General features: G+C 62.1%; 14 protein-coding genes and 1 riboswitch. Of the genes, 3 read left to right on the top strand and 11 right to left on the bottom strand.

The annotated features are described in order from the left end of the window. Window positions 1-70: 70 nt before the first annotated feature. The 7 genes from D0Y60_RS21495 to D0Y60_RS21465 all read right to left on the bottom strand — a co-directional run bounded on the left by D0Y60_RS21495 (window position 71) and on the right by D0Y60_RS21465 (window position 8,151). A complete protein-coding gene (locus tag D0Y60_RS21495) occupies window positions 71-523 on the bottom strand; it encodes a GNAT family N-acetyltransferase (RefSeq protein WP_117372000.1) in 453 nt (150 codons plus the stop codon). A 2-nt stretch (window positions 524-525) separates the two neighbouring features. Next, window positions 526-1,449: a homoserine O-succinyltransferase gene (metA, locus tag D0Y60_RS21490; protein ID WP_117371999.1), complete on the bottom strand. Its 924-nt coding sequence runs from the start codon at window positions 1,447-1,449 to the stop codon at window positions 526-528. A 60-nt stretch (window positions 1,450-1,509) separates the two neighbouring features. Continuing rightward, a riboswitch (SAM riboswitch) is annotated at window positions 1,510-1,587 on the bottom strand. A gap of 102 nt (window positions 1,588-1,689) precedes the next feature. Then, window positions 1,690-1,947: a hypothetical protein gene (locus tag D0Y60_RS21485; protein WP_117371998.1), complete on the bottom strand. Its 258-nt coding sequence runs from the start codon at window positions 1,945-1,947 to the stop codon at window positions 1,690-1,692. A gap of 230 nt (window positions 1,948-2,177) precedes the next feature. After that, complete coding sequence (locus tag D0Y60_RS21480; protein WP_117371997.1) at window positions 2,178-4,007, bottom strand: ABC-F family ATP-binding cassette domain-containing protein; 1,830 nt, start codon at window positions 4,005-4,007, stop codon at window positions 2,178-2,180. A gap of 3 nt (window positions 4,008-4,010) precedes the next feature. Continuing rightward, window positions 4,011-4,676, bottom strand: coding sequence for a thiamine diphosphokinase (locus tag D0Y60_RS21475; RefSeq protein ID WP_117371996.1), 666 nt, complete (start codon window positions 4,674-4,676; stop codon window positions 4,011-4,013). Between the two features lie 765 nt (window positions 4,677-5,441). Beyond that, the gene (locus D0Y60_RS21470; RefSeq protein WP_117371995.1) at window positions 5,442-7,340 is read right to left on the bottom strand and encodes a propionyl-CoA synthetase; all 1,899 of its coding nucleotides are present in this window, start codon (window positions 7,338-7,340) and stop codon (window positions 5,442-5,444) included. A gap of 151 nt (window positions 7,341-7,491) precedes the next feature. Further along, entirely contained in the window at window positions 7,492-8,151 is a 660-nt protein-coding gene (locus D0Y60_RS21465) for a YggS family pyridoxal phosphate-dependent enzyme (RefSeq protein ID WP_117371994.1), read from the bottom strand. Between the two features lie 187 nt (window positions 8,152-8,338). Here D0Y60_RS21465 and leuS point away from each other — a divergent pair, with 187 nt between their 5' ends. From leuS to holA, 3 genes are read left to right on the top strand one after another with little or no spacing between them, the layout of a single operon-like run. Continuing rightward, window positions 8,339-10,966: a leucine--tRNA ligase gene (gene leuS, locus D0Y60_RS21460; RefSeq protein WP_117371993.1), complete on the top strand. Its 2,628-nt coding sequence runs from the start codon at window positions 8,339-8,341 to the stop codon at window positions 10,964-10,966. Then, window positions 10,953-11,477, top strand: a complete 525-nt coding sequence (locus D0Y60_RS21455) for an LPS assembly lipoprotein LptE (protein ID WP_117371992.1) — start codon at window positions 10,953-10,955, stop codon at window positions 11,475-11,477. Before leuS ends, D0Y60_RS21455 begins: the two co-directional genes overlap by 14 nt. A gap of 7 nt (window positions 11,478-11,484) precedes the next feature. Beyond that, window positions 11,485-12,519 carry a DNA polymerase III subunit delta gene (holA, locus tag D0Y60_RS21450; protein ID WP_117371991.1) on the top strand — a complete coding sequence of 345 codons (1,035 nt, stop codon included), beginning with the start codon at window positions 11,485-11,487 and terminating at the stop codon, window positions 12,517-12,519. 34 nt (window positions 12,520-12,553) lie between these two features. Here holA and D0Y60_RS21445 read toward each other — a convergent pair whose 3' ends face one another. Genes D0Y60_RS21445 through mnmG form a run of 4 tightly spaced genes read right to left on the bottom strand, consistent with a single transcriptional unit; the run spans window position 12,554 to window position 16,800 of the window. Next, complete coding sequence (locus D0Y60_RS21445) at window positions 12,554-13,447, bottom strand: ParB/RepB/Spo0J family partition protein (RefSeq protein ID WP_117371990.1); 894 nt, start codon at window positions 13,445-13,447, stop codon at window positions 12,554-12,556. 24 nt (window positions 13,448-13,471) lie between these two features. Further along, window positions 13,472-14,266: a ParA family protein gene (locus D0Y60_RS21440; RefSeq protein WP_117371989.1), complete on the bottom strand. Its 795-nt coding sequence runs from the start codon at window positions 14,264-14,266 to the stop codon at window positions 13,472-13,474. An 18-nt stretch (window positions 14,267-14,284) separates the two neighbouring features. Beyond that, window positions 14,285-14,917: a 16S rRNA (guanine(527)-N(7))-methyltransferase RsmG gene (gene rsmG, locus D0Y60_RS21435; protein ID WP_117371988.1), complete on the bottom strand. Its 633-nt coding sequence runs from the start codon at window positions 14,915-14,917 to the stop codon at window positions 14,285-14,287. Continuing rightward, a complete protein-coding gene (gene mnmG / locus D0Y60_RS21430; RefSeq protein ID WP_117371987.1) occupies window positions 14,914-16,800 on the bottom strand; it encodes a tRNA uridine-5-carboxymethylaminomethyl(34) synthesis enzyme MnmG in 1,887 nt (628 codons plus the stop codon). The genes rsmG and mnmG overlap by 4 nt, the downstream gene beginning before the upstream one ends. Between the last annotated feature and the right edge of the window lie 56 nt (window positions 16,801-16,856).

Genomic DNA, 16,856 nt, shown 5'->3' with positions numbered 1-16,856 from the left:
TTCCCCGCGCGGCAACCTGCTTCAATTCCTCGCCGGCCGCAACCGAAAAGTCATACTATTGGACGATCCGTCAGAGGTTCTTCTGATAGACGATGAAAGGGGTCTTCTCGGCGATGCGGTCGTAGAGCTGGCGCGCGGTGGCGTTGAACTCCTGCGTCATCCAGTAGACCTCCGGCGAGCCCACCTCCTTCGCCTTGGCATAGACGCCTTCGATCAATGCGCGCCCGATGCCGCTGCCACGCACGTCGGGATCGGCGAAGAGATCCTGCAGGTAGCAGACATTGCCAAGCGTCCAGCACGAGCGATGGAAGAGATAATGCGCCAGGCCGACAGGCTTCCCGTCCAGGGTCGCGATGAGGCCGCGATACTCTCCCTCCGCAACCTCGCCGGTCAGCCGGGCGAAGGTCGCGGCAAAAACCTCTTCCGGCAGAACCGTCTCGTAGAAGGCGAGATAGGCGGTCCACAGCCGGCGCCATTCGCCTTCATCATCCTTGTGCAGCGGGCGAATAACGACACGGCTCATGGTCAGGCTCCCGTTCCGATCTTTTCAAGGTCATAGGGCGTGGTCTGGTAGATTTCGTTGATCCAGTTGCCGAACAGCAGATGCGCATGGCCGCGCCAGCGGTTCTGCGGCGCCAGGGCCGGATCGTTGTGCGGGAAGTAGTTCCTCGGCATTTTGATGGGCACGCCGGCCGAGACATCGCGGAAATATTCGTCGGCCAACGAGGTCGAATCATATTCGACATGATTGAAGATGTAGAGGCGGTTGCCCGCCTTCTCCTCGACGAGGCAGACACCCATCTCGTCCGAATCGAGCAGGATTTCGAGGTCCGGCACGGCGCGGATATCTTCCGCGCGGATCTCCGTCCAGCGCGAGACCGGCACCTCGAAATCATCCGAGAAGCCGTTCAGGTAGATCGACGAGGGCTTGCGGTTGTGGTGACGGTAGACGCCGAACGCCTTTTCATCGAGCGTGTATTTGGGCACGCCGTGGAAATGGTAGATCGCCGCCATGGCGCCCCAGCAGACATTGAGCGTCGAATGGACATTCGTCGTCGTCCAGTCGAAGATCTGCTTCATCTCGTCCCAATAGGTGACTTCCTCATAGTCAAGGGTCTCGATCGGAGCACCGGTGATGATGAAGCCGTCGAACTTGCGGTGCTTCACCTCTTCCCAGGTATCGTAGAAGGCAAGCAGGTGCTCCTCCGACGTGTTCTTCGCGCGGTGAGCGCCGACGCGCACCAGCGACAGCTCGACCTGAAGGGGCGAGGCGCCGACAAGGCGCGCCATCTGCACTTCCGTCTTGATCTTGTTGGGCATGAGGTTGAGCAGCCCGATCTGCAGCGGGCGGATATCCTGCCGGATCGCCACCGTTTCGGTCATCACCCGCACGCCCTCGTTGACGAGGGTCTGGAAGGCGGGGAGCGTATCGGGAATCTTGATGGGCATGTCTCAACTCGATCCAAAACAAAAACCGGCCGCAACGATGTCGCAACCGGTCCACGTAAGGCTCTTCCTCGCGCGGCCCTTTAGCGACTTGTTTAACGTGGCTGCAAGCCGGCCGGCCAAATCACCACGAGGCATTTCAATAGCGCCACTGCGCCTGCGAATCAATCCGTCAGCCCTTGAGTCTATAAGGCCCGGATGCGGCGGGCATCCGGGCCTCGGTCAGAGATGGCGGCGAAGGGCTCAGTAGTAGCCGAACGAGAAGCTGTAGCCGTTGTGGCTGTTGTAGCCGTAGCTACCGTAGTGCTTCTTGTAGCCATAGTGCTTCTTGTAGCCGTAGTGGCCACCATAATGTTTCTTGTAACCGTGATGCTTCTTGTAGCTATGATGCTTGTGGCCGTAGCCGTAATTTTTATAGCCGTAATAGCCGGCCTGAGATGGGGCGGCGAAGGATAAGGCAGCGACAGCGGCGACGACGGCGGACATGATGAACTTGCGCATGGGAGGCTCCTGATCTCTTTCGGGTTGCAGGATGAGCGCTTCTCATCCAATGACCCGACTGTCCCATGGCCTCGTCATCTGCGCTGTTTCGGATGGAACAGGCCTTCAATCTCCGCCACCGCCGTCATCCTCGGCCTCGAGCCGAGGATCCATACCGCACCGGAGGCGATGGATGCTCGGGTCAAGCCCGAGCATGACGACGGAGAGGGCAGCGCGTGCTTCGGACGCACTCAGCCCTCCAGTTCCTCCCGCAGCATTTCCAGTTCCAGCCATTCCTCTTCCATCTTCGTCAGCGAGGCGCGCAGCTTTTCCATCTCCGCAGCAAGCTTGTTGAAGGTGGCGGGGTCCTTGGTGAAGAGGTTCGGGTCGGCCATCTTCGCCTCGCGGGCGGCGATCTCCTTTTCCGCCTTCTCCATTTCCTTCGGCAGGTTTTCCAGCGCGAATTTCTGCTTGTAGGAGAGTTTTGCCTTGGCCTTGCCGTCGGAAGAAGCGGCAGCCGGCGCGGCTTCGGCGGCCTTGGCCTTTTCGGCCTTGTCCGCCTTGCGCTTTTCTTCGATCGCGCCGCGGCGCTGCGCCATCATGTCGGTATAGCCGCCGGCATATTCGATCCAGCGTCCATCCGGGTTTTCCGGATCGGCGGGTGCGATGGTCGAGGTGACGGTGCGGTCCAAAAAGTCGCGGTCGTGGCTGACGAGCAGCACCGTGCCGGCAAAACCGGCGACGATTTCCTGAAGCAGGTCCAGTGTCTCAATGTCGAGGTCGTTGGTCGGTTCGTCGAGGATGAGCAGGTTGGTCGGCCGCGACAGGATGCGCGCCAGCATGAGGCGGGCGCGCTCGCCGCCCGAGAGATTGCGGATCGGCGTGCGGGCCTGTTCCGGCTGGAAGAGGAATTCCTTCATATAGCCGGTGACATGGCGCTGTTCGCCGTTGACCAGCAGGTTCTCGCCGCGCCCATCGGTGAGGTAATGGGCAAGCGTGTCGTCGAGGTTCAGGTCCTCGCGGCGCTGATCGAGCGTGGCGATCTCCAGATTGGTGCCGAGCTTCACCGTGCCGCTGTCGGGCGCGAGCTGGCCGGTGAGCATCTTGAGCAGCGTGGTCTTGCCGGCACCGTTCGGGCCGACGAGGCCGATGCAATCGCCGCGATGCACACGGATGGAGAAGGGCGCGACGATGGTGCGCTCGCCGTAGCTCTTGGTGATCTTTTCCGCCTCGATGACAAGCTTGCCGGACTCCTGCGCATCGGAGGCGCTGGCCTGCACGCTGCCCTGGGGGCCCTTGTGGCCGCGGTAGCGGGCGCGAAGGTCGTGCAGCGCGCCCAGGCGGCGCATGTTGCGCTTGCGGCGCGCCGTCACGCCGTAGCGCAGCCAGTGTTCCTCGCGCTCGATCGCCTTGCCGAGTTTGTGCTGCTCCAGTTCCTCGGCCTCCAGCACCTCGTCGCGCCAGGCCTCGAAATGGCCGAAGCCGCGGTTCAGCCGTCGCGACTGGCCGCGATCGAGCCAGACGGTGGCGTTGGAGACCTTTTCGAGAAAACGACGGTCGTGCGAGATCACGACAAGCGCCGAGCGGGTCGATTGCAGCTCGCCTTCCAGCCATTCGATGGTCGGCAGGTCGAGATGGTTCGTCGGCTCGTCGAGCAAAAGGATATCCGGCTCCGGCGCCATGACGCGGGCGAGCGCCGCACGACGCGCCTCGCCGCCCGACAGCGACTTCGGATCCTCCGTACCGTCGAGGCCGAGATGCTCGAGCAGGTAGGTGACGCGGTAAGGATCATCGCTCGGGCCAAGGCCCGCTTCTGCATAGGCCGCGACCGTGTCGTAGCCGTCGAAATCCGGCGCCTGGTGCAGGTAGCGGATCGTTGCCGAGGGGTGGCGGAAGACCTCGCCCGACTGCGCCTCGGCCAGGCCTGCGGCGATCTTCATCAGCGTCGACTTGCCCGAGCCGTTGCGGCCGACAAGCGAAATGCGGTCGCCGGGTTCCACTTGCAGGTTGGCGCCTGCAAGCAGCGGCGTGCCGCCGAAGCTGAGGAAGATATCATCGAGTTTGAGAATGGGCGGTGCCAAGGATCAGGCTCCTGAGAGATCATAGGGCCGGGCGATGAGGATCGCGCGGCCGGAGGCAAGCGAAAGGCGGATCGGGCCTTCGGCGACGTTGGAAATGGTGCGCGACGAGCCGAAGGGCAACGAGAAATCATTCAGCGGATAGCGCACATTGCCGATGAAGAGGCCCGCCAGCGGCGAGAGGCCGAGGATCGAAAACAGGCTGCCCTTCGGCAGGTCGATATTGCGGCTGCCCGGCAGGAGCGGCCAGGCTTCCTCCTCGCCGGAGGTAAGCTTGATCGCATGGCCGCCTTCGGCAAGCGACACCGCATGGAGCAGATGCATCAGCGCATGGTCGCTGCGATCGCCGCCGAGCGCGCCGACCAGCACGATGTCCTTTGCGCCGCGATCCGTGGCGACGGAAACGGCGATCGCCCCATCGGTTTCGTTCTTGGCGACGGGATAGGGTTGACGCTCGACGCCGGGCCAGGTGGCGATGAGATCGTCCGACGTAGAATCGAAATCGCCCACCCAGATTTCCGGTGTGACGCCAAGCGTTGCGGCATGCCGCATCCCGCCATCGGCCGCGACGAAGCGCGCGCCGACGATATCGGCCCGCACCCGCGGCGTCACCGCAAGCGCGCCGCCGAGAAGGACGACGAAGGTTTGGTCTATCGGGGCCGGTATGGTCATGGCTGATGCCCTTAGCGCATGTTCCGGCGAAAGGGAAAGAGTTTGGCGGCAATGCTGGCCCCGAGACGCCGAATTGCCAACGGCTTCACCCACGCGGCGGATTTTCCGCCCGTGGGTTTCCAAAGAGCATTTCGGACGGGGCGCTGGAAGCTGCCTCGTTTGATGTATTGTATGTGGCACCTTTCAGCGCCCCGTTCAGCGGTTTTTGCCTGCGACTCCGGTCCCTCTGCAAAGGCCGGGATGGCTGATGTCGTTCGCCGGTTTCCGGAGGGGAGAGCGCCGTTTTGACATCGCGACCGCACGCTCTGGCGATCGCGACGGAAGGTTTTCACCTTCCAGCGTGTTCCCGTCCGGCGGACGATGCCGACGCATCCGCCAGTCCCGGCCTCCTTGCGTGCCGCACAGGCACATCCGGCGCGCCGTCTGGAGCATGAAACGACAGGGCTGGTCCGACACCCCATCGCTTCCCCCATGTCGCCGGAGGGAGACCACTTTCCGCAGGCCCGGTGCGTGAGGTTCTGCGTCTCTTCCCCACACCCCGCGCCGATCCCGCCTCGCTGCCACGCCTGGCAGTGTATCCGCGGCGGGATGGAGAAATTGTAGGCACAGGTTCGGAGGGCGGGGAAAACGGGAATGTGAAATTGCCAGAAGGTTTGCCGTGTGGCTATGGATCCTCCCGGCAAACGCACATCGAACGGAGGGCAGGGGAGCCGATCTGTCTCCCGGGCTCCCCTTGCGTGCATCAAAGGCGGCAAGAAGAAACCGCTACCCGATCCGCCGTGCCGCAAGAATCTCGGCGATCTCCTCCAGAATGGCGGGATCATCGATCGTCGCCGGCATCTTCCAATCCTCCCGGTCGGCGATCTTCTGCATCGTACCGCGCAGGATTTTTCCCGAGCGGGTCTTGGGCAGACGCTTCACGCAGATCGCCATCTTGAAGGCGGCGACGGGGCCGATTTTCTCACGCACCAACCCCACCACCTCCGCCTCTACGAGCGATGATTCACGTGAAACATTGCTCTTCAGCACGAGAAATCCGGCCGGCGCCTGGCCCTTAATGCCGTCGGCAACGCCGATGACCGCGCATTCGGCCACGTCGGGATGGCCGGCGCAGACCTCCTCCATCGCCCCCGTCGAAAGGCGGTGGCCGGCGACATTTATGATGTCGTCGGTGCGCGACATGATGAAGACGTAGCCGTCATCGTCGATATAACCGGCATCCGCTGTCTTGTAGTAGCCGGGGAATTCCGACAGGCAGGCGACGCGGAACCGTTCGTCGGCATTCCAGAAGCTCGGCAGGCAACCCGGGGGGAGGGGGAGCTTGATGGCGATATTGCCGAGCGTGCCGGCCGGGACCTCGTGACCCGCATCGTCGAGCACATGAAGATCGTAGCCCGGCATGGGCACGGTGGGCGAACCATGTTTCACCGGCAGCGCATCGAGGCCGAGCGGATTGCCGACGATCGCCCATCCGGTCTCCGTCTGCCACCAGTGATCGATGACGGGAACGCCGAGCACGGCTTCGGCCCAGCGCAGCGTATCGGGATCGGCGCGCTCGCCGGCGAGGAACAGCGCCCGCAGGCTGGAGAGATCGTAGTGTTTCACAAGGGCACCTTCGGGATCCTCCTTGCGAATGGCGCGGAAGGCCGTCGGCGCCGTGAAAAGCACGGAGACCTTGTACTCCTCCACCACCCGCCAGAAGGCGCCGGCATCCGGCGTGCCGATCGGCTTGCCCTCATAGAGCACCGTCGTGCTGCCGTTCAGCAGGGGCGCATAGACGATATAGGAATGGCCGACGACCCAGCCGATATCCGACGCCGCCCAGTAGACCTCGCCGGGTTTCACGCCGTAGAGCGCCCGCATGGTCCAGGCGAGCGCGACCATATGGCCGCCATTGTCGCGAATGACGCCCTTCGGCTGGCCTGTCGTGCCTGACGTGTAGAGGATGTAAAGCGGATCGGTCGCCGCCAGCGGTGCGCAGGCGACGGTGCGCCCACGGGCCGCGTCAAGCGCGGCACCCAGATCGATATCCCGGTCATCCTGCAGCGTCGCGGCAAGCTCCGGCCGCTGCAGCACGAGGCAATAGTCCGGCTTGTGGCGGGCCAGGTCGATGGCGGCATCGAGCAGCGGCTTGTAGGCGACGACACGGTTTGGCTCGATGCCGCAGCTCGCCGTCACGACAAGCTTCGCCGCCGAATCGTCGATGCGCGCGGCAAGCTCACTTGCGGCAAAGCCGCCGAACACCACGGAATGGATGGCACCAATCCGCGCACAAGCCAGCATGGCGAAAATCGCCTCGGGGATCATCGGCATATAGAGGATGACCCGGTCGCCCTGTTCCACGCCCTGATCGACCAGCACCGCGGCCATGGCGTTGACGCGCTCAAGCAGTTCGGCATAGGAGAAACGGGCCTTCCGGCCGGTCACCGGGCTGTCATAGATCAGCGCCGCGACGTCACCGCGACCCGCCGCCACATGGCGATCGACGCAGTTATGACAGGTATTGCCGCGCGCATCGGGAAACCATCGGCCATAAACCCCCTGGGTGCTATTGAAGATCTCCGTCGGCTCCGTGAACCAGTCGATAGCCCGCGCGGCCTCACGCCAATGCGCGTGGTGATCGTCCTTCCACGCCCGATAGATCTCGGCATAGGTTTTTTGCATCGCTTCCTCCCGCCATGCGCAGCCGATCAACGGCCGGTTCCTCGGCGGGAAGAATAGGAGAGGGCGGGCAATCCGCAAAGCCAGACCAAAGCCTCAAAAGGCCGGCTCGTTTCTTGCCGTTCGTCAATCCGGGAACGGCGCGTTCCCGACGTCAGCGCGTTCCGAAGATCGCCGAACCGACGCGCACCGAGGTCGCGCCAAAACCGATGGCGACGTCGTAGTCGCCGGACATGCCCATGGAGAGTTTTTCCAGACCGCAGCGCTCGGCGAGCTTGGCCAGCAGCGCGAAATGCGGGCCGGGATTTTCCTCCGCCGGCGGAATGCACATCAGCCCTTCGATGGAAAGGCCGAGTTCCTCGCGGCAAAAGGTGACGAAGGCCATCGTATCGTCGGGCGCAATGCCCGCTTTCTGCGGCTCGAGCCCGGTATTGACCTGGACATAGAGCCGCAGGCTGCGGCCCTGCCGCTTCATCTCCTCGGCGATGGTGCGGGCAATCTTTTCACGATCGACCGTCTCGATGACGTCGAACAGCGCCACGGCCTCGGCGGTCTTGTTGGATTGCAGCGGGCCGATCAGGTGCAGCTCGATACCGTCGGTCTCGGCGCGCAGCTCCGGCCACTTGCCCTGCGCTTCCTGCACGCGGTTTTCGCCAAAGACACGCTGGCCGGCAGCGATGGCCGGGCGGATGGAATCGGCATCGAACGTCTTCGACACCGCGACGAGCGTGACGGCATCCGGCTTGCGGCCAGCTTCCGCTGCCGCCTTCTTCATCCGGCCCTGAACCTCTGCGAGGCGGTCCTGAAGCTCCATCGTCACTCTCCTCTGGTATCGAGGGTCAGGACCTAGCGAAAACGACGCCGCTTGCCAAGCGCGACAAACCGGCCCGAGGCCGGAAAACTTGACGCTTCGGCGGTTTCATGATGAAGGTCTCGCCACTATATTCGCATGGGCGAACCGCTCGCCAAAACTCCCAAAAGACTTCCGGAACATCAAAGACATGGCCACCGAACGTTACAATCCGCGCGATGCCGAGCCCCGCTGGCAGGCAAAATGGAACGACGAGAACGTCTTTCTGACCGACAACGACGATCCGCGCGAAAAGTATTACGTCCTAGAGATGTTCCCCTATCCCTCGGGCCGCATCCATATGGGCCATGTGCGCAACTATGCGATGGGTGACGTCGTCGCCCGCTACAAGCGCGCCCGCGGCTACAATGTACTTCACCCAATGGGCTGGGACGCCTTTGGCATGCCCGCCGAAAACGCCGCCATGCAGAACAAGGTCCACCCCAAGGGCTGGACCTATGAAAACATCGCGACGATGCGCAAGCAGCTGAAGTCGATGGGCCTGTCACTTGACTGGTCGCGCGAATTCGCCACCTGCGATGTCGAATATTATCAGCGCCAGCAGCACCTGTTTCTGGATTTCCTGGAAAAGGGCCTGGTCTACCGCAAGCAGTCCAAGGTGAACTGGGACCCGGTCGACCACACGGTTCTCGCCAACGAGCAAGTCATCGACGGCCGCGGCTGGCGCTCCGGCGCGCTTGTCGAACAGCGCGAGCTGACCCAGTGGTTCTTCCGCATCACCGATTTCAGCCAGGACCTGCTCGATTCGCTGGAGACGCTCGACCAGTGGCCGGAAAAGGTCCGGCTGATGCAGAAGAACTGGATCGGCCGTTCCGAGGGCATGCTGGTGCGCTGGCAAATGGCCGAAGGCGCTGAGACGGCCGAAAAGGACGTGACCGTCTATACGACGCGTCCCGACACCCTGTTCGGCGCCTCGTTCCTGGCGATCTCGGCCGATCATCCGCTGGCCAAGGAAGTGTCCGCCGCCAATCCCGAAATCATGGCCTTCTGCGAGGAATGCCGCCGCGCCGGCACGTCGCTGGCTGCATTGGAGACCGCCGAGAAGAAGGGCATGGACACGGGCATCCGTGTGCGCCATCCCTTCGATCCCAGCTGGGAACTGCCGGTCTATGTCGCGAACTTCGTGCTGATGGACTACGGCACGGGCGCCATCTTCGGCTGCCCGTCCGGCGACCAGCGCGACCTCGACTTCGCCCGCAAATATGACCTGCCCGTCGTTCCGGTCGTCATGCCAAAGGACGGCGACGCCGCAACCTTCGCTATTGGTGACGAGGCCTATGTCGGCGACGGCGTCATGATCAATTCGCGCTTCCTGGATGGTCTCAGCACCGACGAGGCCTTCGAAGAGGTCGCCAAGCGCCTTACGGCGGCCACGCTCGGCAACGCGCCGGTCGGCGAGCGCAAGGTGAACTTCCGCCTGCGCGACTGGGGCATTTCGCGCCAGCGCTATTGGGGCTGCCCGATCCCGGTCATCCATTGCGAAGCCTGCGGCGTCGTGCCCGTGCCGAAGGCCGACCTGCCAGTGCAGCTGCCGGACGACGTCACCTTCGACAAGCCGGGCAACCCGCTCGACCGTCACCCCACCTGGCGCCATGTCGCCTGCCCGCAGTGTGGAAAGGATGCCCGCCGCGAAACGGATACGATGGATACCTTCGTCGATTCGTCCTGGTATTTCGCCCGCTTCACCGCGCCCTGGGAAAACAACCCGACGGATCCGGCCGCGGCCAATGCGTGGTTGCCGGTCGATCAATATATCGGTGGCATCGAGCATGCGATCCTGCATCTGCTCTATTCCCGCTTCTTCACCCGCGCCATGCAGGTGGCCGGTCATCTGGACCTGAAGGAGCCCTTCAAGGGTCTCTTCACGCAGGGCATGGTCGTGCATGAAACCTATAGCCGCGCCATCGACGGCAAGCGCGAATGGGTGACGCCGGCCGAGATCCGCATCGAGGAAGTGGACGGCAAGCGCCGTGCGGTTCATCTCGATACCGGCGAGGACATCGCCATCGGCTCCATCGAGAAGATGTCGAAGTCGAAGAAGAACGTCGTCGATCCCGACGATATCATCGCCTCCTATGGCGCCGATACCGCCCGCTTCTTCGTTCTCTCCGACTCCCCGCCGGACCGTGACGTCATCTGGTCGGAAGCCGGCGTCGAAGGCGCACATCGTTTCGTTCAGCGCGTCTGGCGCCTCATCTCCGAAGCGGCCCCCGCGCTCAAGGGCGCCGAAAGCCGCCCGGGTACGGAAGGCGAAGCTTTGGCCGTCTCGCAGATCGCCCATAAGACGCTGAAGGCGGTTCAGGCTGATTACGACAAGCTCGCCTTCAACAAGGCCGTCGCGCGCATCTACGAATTCGTCAATGCGCTGGCCGCACCGCTGACCAACGCCGCCGCAGGCACCGCTTCGGCTGATTTGCTCTCGGCGCTGCGCGAAGGCGTAGGCATCCTGATCCGCATCGTCGCCCCGATGACGCCGCATCTCTCCGAAGAGGCCTGGCGCGAGATCGGCGGTGAAGGTCTCGTCGCGACCGTCGCCTGGCCGACCTATGATGACCGGCTTGTCGCGGAAAACGAAATCACCATGCCCGTTCAGATCAATGGAAAGAAGCGAGCGGATTTGACAATCGCCCGCGATGCGGACCAGAGTGCGGTCGAGGCGGCCGTGCTCGTGCTCGAGCCCGTCAAGGCCGCGCTCGCCGGCCAACGTCCCAAGAAGATCATCGTCGTACCGCAGAGGATCGTGAATGTTGTTGTCTGACGGAACCGGCCTCTCGCGCCTGGCAAAACTCGTCGCCGGCATCGCCCTTGTCGGCGCGCTGACAGGTTGCCAGGTTCGCCCACTCTATTCGACTGGTTCCGGTACGGATACGAAGTTGGCAGCCGTCGAGATTTCTGAGGCCGATACCCGCGTGGAACAGCAGGTCCGCAACGATCTGGTTTTCCTTTTCGCAGGCGGTGCCGGCGAGCCGCAGTCGGCGCTCTACCATCTGGAGCTGAACGTGTCGGTCCGCAATATCGGCGTACTCGATGACGTCAAGACGGACATCGCCCGCGCCGGCCGTATCGTCGTGTCGGCCGACTATAACCTGACGAAGTCCGACTCCGGCGAAACATTGGCTTCGGGTAAACGTTCGAGTGTTGCCCTGGTCGATTTCCCGGTCCAGGAATTTGCCAAGCTGCGCGCCGTGCGCGACGGCGAGAACCGTGCTGCTCGCGAGCTTGCCGAGTTCATTCGCGCGGACGTCGCCTCGGCTCTCGGCCGACGCTGAGCCGGCTATGGCCGAAGTCAAGTCGCATGAGTTCGATGCTTTCCTGAAACGGAAGCCTCTGCCCGTGCGGCTCTTCCTCGTCTATGGACCGGACCGTGGCCTCGTTTCCGAGCGTGCCGCAGCAGTCGCCTCTGCAAGCGGCGTCAATCTCGGAGATGCCTTCTCCGTCGTGAAACTGGAAGCCGGGGAAATCGGCAGCCAGGCCGGGAAGCTGATGGACGAAATGAACGCCATTGGCTTGTTCGGCGGCGAGCGCCTCGTTTGGATCCGCAATGCCGGCAGCGAGAAGGGCGTCTCGGACGCGCTGGACATGCTGGCGAAAATGCCTCCGGGCGATTCGACATTGGTGATCGAAGCGGGCGACCTCAAGAAGGGCGCGGCACTACGCAAGGCCGCCGAGTCGGCGTCGCAGGCCGTCGCCATCGCTTGCTACGCCGACGACGGCCGCGCGCTGCAGGCGTTGATCGACCAGGAGCTCGCAAGCGAGGGTCTGCGCATTTCCCCTGCCGCACGCGACCGCCTGATGGAAACAATCGGCGGCGACCGCCTCGCCTCCCGCAACGAAGTGCGCAAACTCGCGCTCTATTGCCGTGGCCGGGAAATCATCGAGGAGCAGGACGTCGAGGAGATCGTGGGCGATGCCAGCGCCATCTCCACCGATGATGCCATCGATGCCATTCTCAAGGGCGATCGCGAAGCATTTTTGCACGCCATCCAGAAGATCGTTTCATCGAAGACACCTGTCTTTCTCGTCCTACAAGGATGCCTGCGACAGTTTCAGCTGCTGGAGATCATGCGCGCCGAGATGGATGAAAAACGGGTGCCGGCCGGACAGGTCATCGCGACACTGGGCCGCCACCTGCATTTTCGCCGCAGGCCGATCGTGGAAAACGCCCTGAAAATCTGGACCGGACCGGCCATTCGCCGTGAAACCCAGCGCCTGCAAAGTGCCATCCTGCAAAGCCGCCAGCGCGCCTCGCTGGAGGATACGATCGCCATGCAAACCATGCTGGCGACCGTGCTGCAATCCGGCAAACGCTGAATCCGGCTAAATAGCCGGCTTTGCCGTAAATCGTTCAGCGGCGCTCGAGAAGGCGGCAGATTTCTTCCAGCTGCTCCAGGGTCTTGTAAGAAATCCTGAGCTGACCGCCACCGGAGCCCTTGTGGTTCACGGTGACATCGAGACCGAGCACGTCGGACAGCGTGCGCTCCAACGCCAGCGTGTCCGCATCCTTCACATCCTTTGGCACTGCCTGGCCGTGGTTCGGGTCGGCCTGCGCCTTGATGTCGTTCTGCGCCAGCCTCTCCGCATCGCGTACCGACATGCCTTTGGCAACGACCGCCCTGGCGAGCGCGATCGGGTCCGATGTTGGAATAAGGGCGCGAGCATGTCCGGCCGAAAGTGTGCCCGAGGCCAGCATGTCACGGACCGGTTCCGGCAGCTTCAACAGGCGAAGGCTGTTTGCTACATGGCTTCGGCTCTTGCCGATAATTTCGCCCAGATCGTTCTGCGTGTAGCCGTGATCGGCGATCAGCAGTTCATAGCCCATCGCCTCTTCGAGCGGATTGAGGTCCGAACGCTGGACGTTTTCGACGATCGCGATCTCAAGCGCCGTGCGATCATCGACATCTCGGATGATGACGGGAATCTCGATCAGACCTGCAAGTTGCGCGGCGCGCCAGCGTCGCTCACCCGCGATGATCTCGTAGCGATTGTCTGCCGTGGTGCGCACGACGACCGGCTGAACGATGCCGTGCTGGCGAATGGATGAAGCTAGATCCTGCAGTTCCGATTCATCGAAGTAACGGCGCGGATTGCGCGGGTTACGACCGACGAACTCGATTGGGACAAGCCGATCCGGATTGACCGCCGGGCGTGCGCCCATATCAGCAGCCGGAAGCTGGTCCATCTCACCGATCAGGGCTGCAAGACCGCGGCCAAGGCGCCGCTTTGAGTTGTCATCGTTCATCGGTTCTACTCACGGATACTGAAATCAGGCAGCCTTCCGCTGCCTTTCACGCTGAATCACTTCAGAAGCAAGCTGAAGATAAGCCTGGCTTCCGGCGCATTTGAGATCATAGAGTATCGCCGGCTTGCCATAGGACGGTGCTTCGGAAACACGGACATTGCGCGGAATGAGCGTGTGATACACCTTCTCGCCGAGATGGGTACGGACATCGTTTACGACCTGCTGCGCCAGATTGTTGCGCGAGTCGAACATGGTCAACACGATGCCCTGGATATCGAGGCGCGGATTGACGGTTTGGCGCACCTGATCGACGGTCTCCAGCAGCTGACTCAACCCTTCAAGAGCAAAGAATTCGCATTGCAGCGGCACGAGCACGGAATGCGCTGCCGCCAGCGCGTTCATCGTCAGGAGGTTGAATGACGGCGGGCAATCGACCAGCACGTAAGAGTAAGACAACGCCTCCTGAGAGGCCAAAGCGCGCTTCAAGCGGAAGACCCGGTCATTCTGCTGTGCGATCTCCATCTCGACGCCGAGCAGGTCCATCGTCGAGGGGATAATGGAGAGGTTCGGGACCGCTGTCTCCAATGCAGCCTCGGCCACACCATGACTGCCGACCATCAGATCATAGGAAGAAAGCGCCCTGCTGCGACGATCGATACCCAGACCGGTGCTCGCATTCCCTTGCGGATCGAGGTCGACGATGAGCACACGTTCACCGATTGCCGCAAGGGCCGTCGCGAGATTGATGGCCGTCGTCGTCTTGCCGACGCCGCCCTTCTGGTTCGCAATGGTGATGATCCGGTTTTTTTCGCCTATCATGGACGCCGCCAATAATCCCTAGGAATTTCGAGAGAGCTTGGACAGTTCGAGCACGACGGAATCCGGCTCGACGACACTGGCATGTTTTACCAGATCGAATCTCCAGCGACCAAGCGCTTTATCGACCTCGCGCCGGTAATCCCGGCCTTTGTGGAGGAAAAAGCGCAAATTCGGATTGCGTTCCGCCCAAGGGAAGCCGAATTCCATCAGGAGATCCAAGTCAGCGAGGGCACGAGCCGAAATCGCGTCGCATTCCGCGATGACCGACGGGGCCTCTTCGATCCGAATCGCATGCACAGAGGCTCGCGCGCCCGTCTCAAGGATCGCCGTGCGCAGGAATGCGGCCTTCTTGTTGTTACTCTCCACAAGATGAACCCAGCCGTCACCCGTATCGGAGAGCAAAATAGATGTCACAATACCGGGAAATCCGCCGCCGCTGCCGAGGTCCACCCAGATTTGCGGGCCCGGATTGAGCGCATAGATCTGCGCGCTGTCGGCGATATGACGGCGCCAGATTTCCACCAGGGTCGAAGGAGCCACCAAGTTGATCGCCTTGGCCCACTTTTGGAACAGGGCAACGAATGTGTTCAACCGGTCGACCGTTTCACGTGAAACATTCAGACCGTTCAATTCGCGCGGCAGACTCGTCATGCGTGAGTAACCTGTGAATGACCTTCTTCCGGCAAGCGCTTAAGATGCACCAACAGAAGTGTCAACGCTGCCGGTGTCATGCCATCCATTCGTGCCGCCTGAGCGAGATTGGCCGGCCGCGCAGCCGAAAGCTTCTGGCGCAGTTCGATCGAAAGGCCCGGAAGCGCGCCGAAGTCGAAATTGGCCGGAATCTTCCGCTCTTCCTCGCGCCGGGTTTCGACGATGTCATTCTGCTGTCGGTTCAGATAGACCGCATAAGTCGCTTCAATTTCCACTGCCTCCCGGACCCTGAATGCATACCGGTCAAGCGCCTCCGGCCAGATAGTGACCAGCCGGGCGTAATCGATATCCGGGTGGGCGAGCAAATCATATCCGCTCCGACGAACGCCATCCTGATTGAGCTTCAACCCGTGAGTAGCAGCCTCGTTGGGAGAAAGCCTTAGATTCTGCAGCGTTTCGCGCGCCGACGCCATATCACTGGACCACTCTGAAAACCGCTTGCGGCGATCCCGACCAACAAGGCCGAGTTCCAAGCCGAGCGGCGTCAGGCGTGCATCCGCGTTGTCGGCGCGAAGAGATAGACGGTATTCGGCACGGGAGGTGAACATGCGATAGGGCTCCGTCACGCCACGCGACGTGAGGTCATCCAGCATCACACCCACATAGCTTTCCGTCCGGCTAAAGATATAGCCATCATGCCCACCAGCACGTCGAGCGGCGTTCATCCCGGCGACCAGACCCTGCGCCGCCGCTTCCTCATAGCCCGTCGTTCCGTTGATCTGCCCCGCGAGAAAAAGACCAGGCAAGCTTTTGACTTCCAACGTGGCGGAGAGTTCGCGGGGATCGATATGGTCATACTCGATTGCATAACCGGGCTGAAGAATCGAAACCCTTTCAAGCCCGGGAATGGTCCGGATGAAAGCATCCTGGACGTCCGCCGGCAACGAGGTCGAGATACCGTTCGGGTAGACGGTGGGATCATCAAGGCCTTCCGGCTCAAGAAAGATCTGATGGCCGTCGCGCTCGCCGAACTTGACAATCTTGTCCTCGATCGACGGGCAATAGCGCGGGCCAACGCCTTCGATCTGGCCGGAATACATCGCCGATTTACGGATATTCTCTTCGATGATCCGGTGCGTCTCCGGCGTCGTTCGGGTCACGCCGCACTCGATCTGCGGGGTCGTTATCCGGTCCGTCATGAAAGAGAAGGGAACCGGTTCTTCGTCAGCACCCTGGCGCCCGACCGCATCCCAATCGATCGTCCGCCCGTCGAGGCGGGCGGGTGTGCCAGTCTTCAGGCGACCGAGCCGCAGCCCCAGGCGTTCGAAGGCAGCAGAAAGCCCAACAGATGGCTCTTCGCCAACACGACCAGCCGGAATCTTTTCGTTTCCGATATGAATGAGGCCCCGCAGGAACGTGCCCGTGGTCACAACCACCGCACTGCAGGACAGATGCCGGCCATCCTTCATTTGGATCCCGGAAATCGTCCTATCCCGAATGTCGAGATCGAAAGCGTCACCTTCGATAACATCAAGATTGGCGATCTCACCAATCTCCTGCTGCATCGCCTCTCTATAAAGTTTCCGGTCTGCCTGCGTCCGGGGACCACGGACCGCTGGGCCCTTGCGCCGGTTCAGCAGGCGGAATTGGATACCGGCGCGATCCGCGACCCGCCCCATCAGGCCATCCAATGCATCCACTTCGCGAACAAGATGGCCTTTCCCGAGGCCACCGATCGCCGGGTTGCAGGACATGACCCCGATTGTTGCGGCTTTGTGGGTTACAAGGGCTGTTTTTGCGCCCAGACGCGCGGAGGCCGCGGCCGCTTCAACACCGGCGTGTCCGCCACCGATAACAACAACGTCATAGTGTTCTCTGGTCATTCCTGTTCACCTGCCTGTTTCACGTGAAACGCCCGATAGGACTCGTGCACGTTGTG

Source organism: Shinella sp. WSJ-2, from assembly GCF_003432075.1.
Taxonomy (GTDB): Bacteria; Pseudomonadota; Alphaproteobacteria; order Rhizobiales; family Rhizobiaceae; genus Shinella.
The sequence above is the reverse complement of the archived record's forward strand: the minus strand, read 5'-3'. Positions and strand labels throughout refer to the sequence as shown.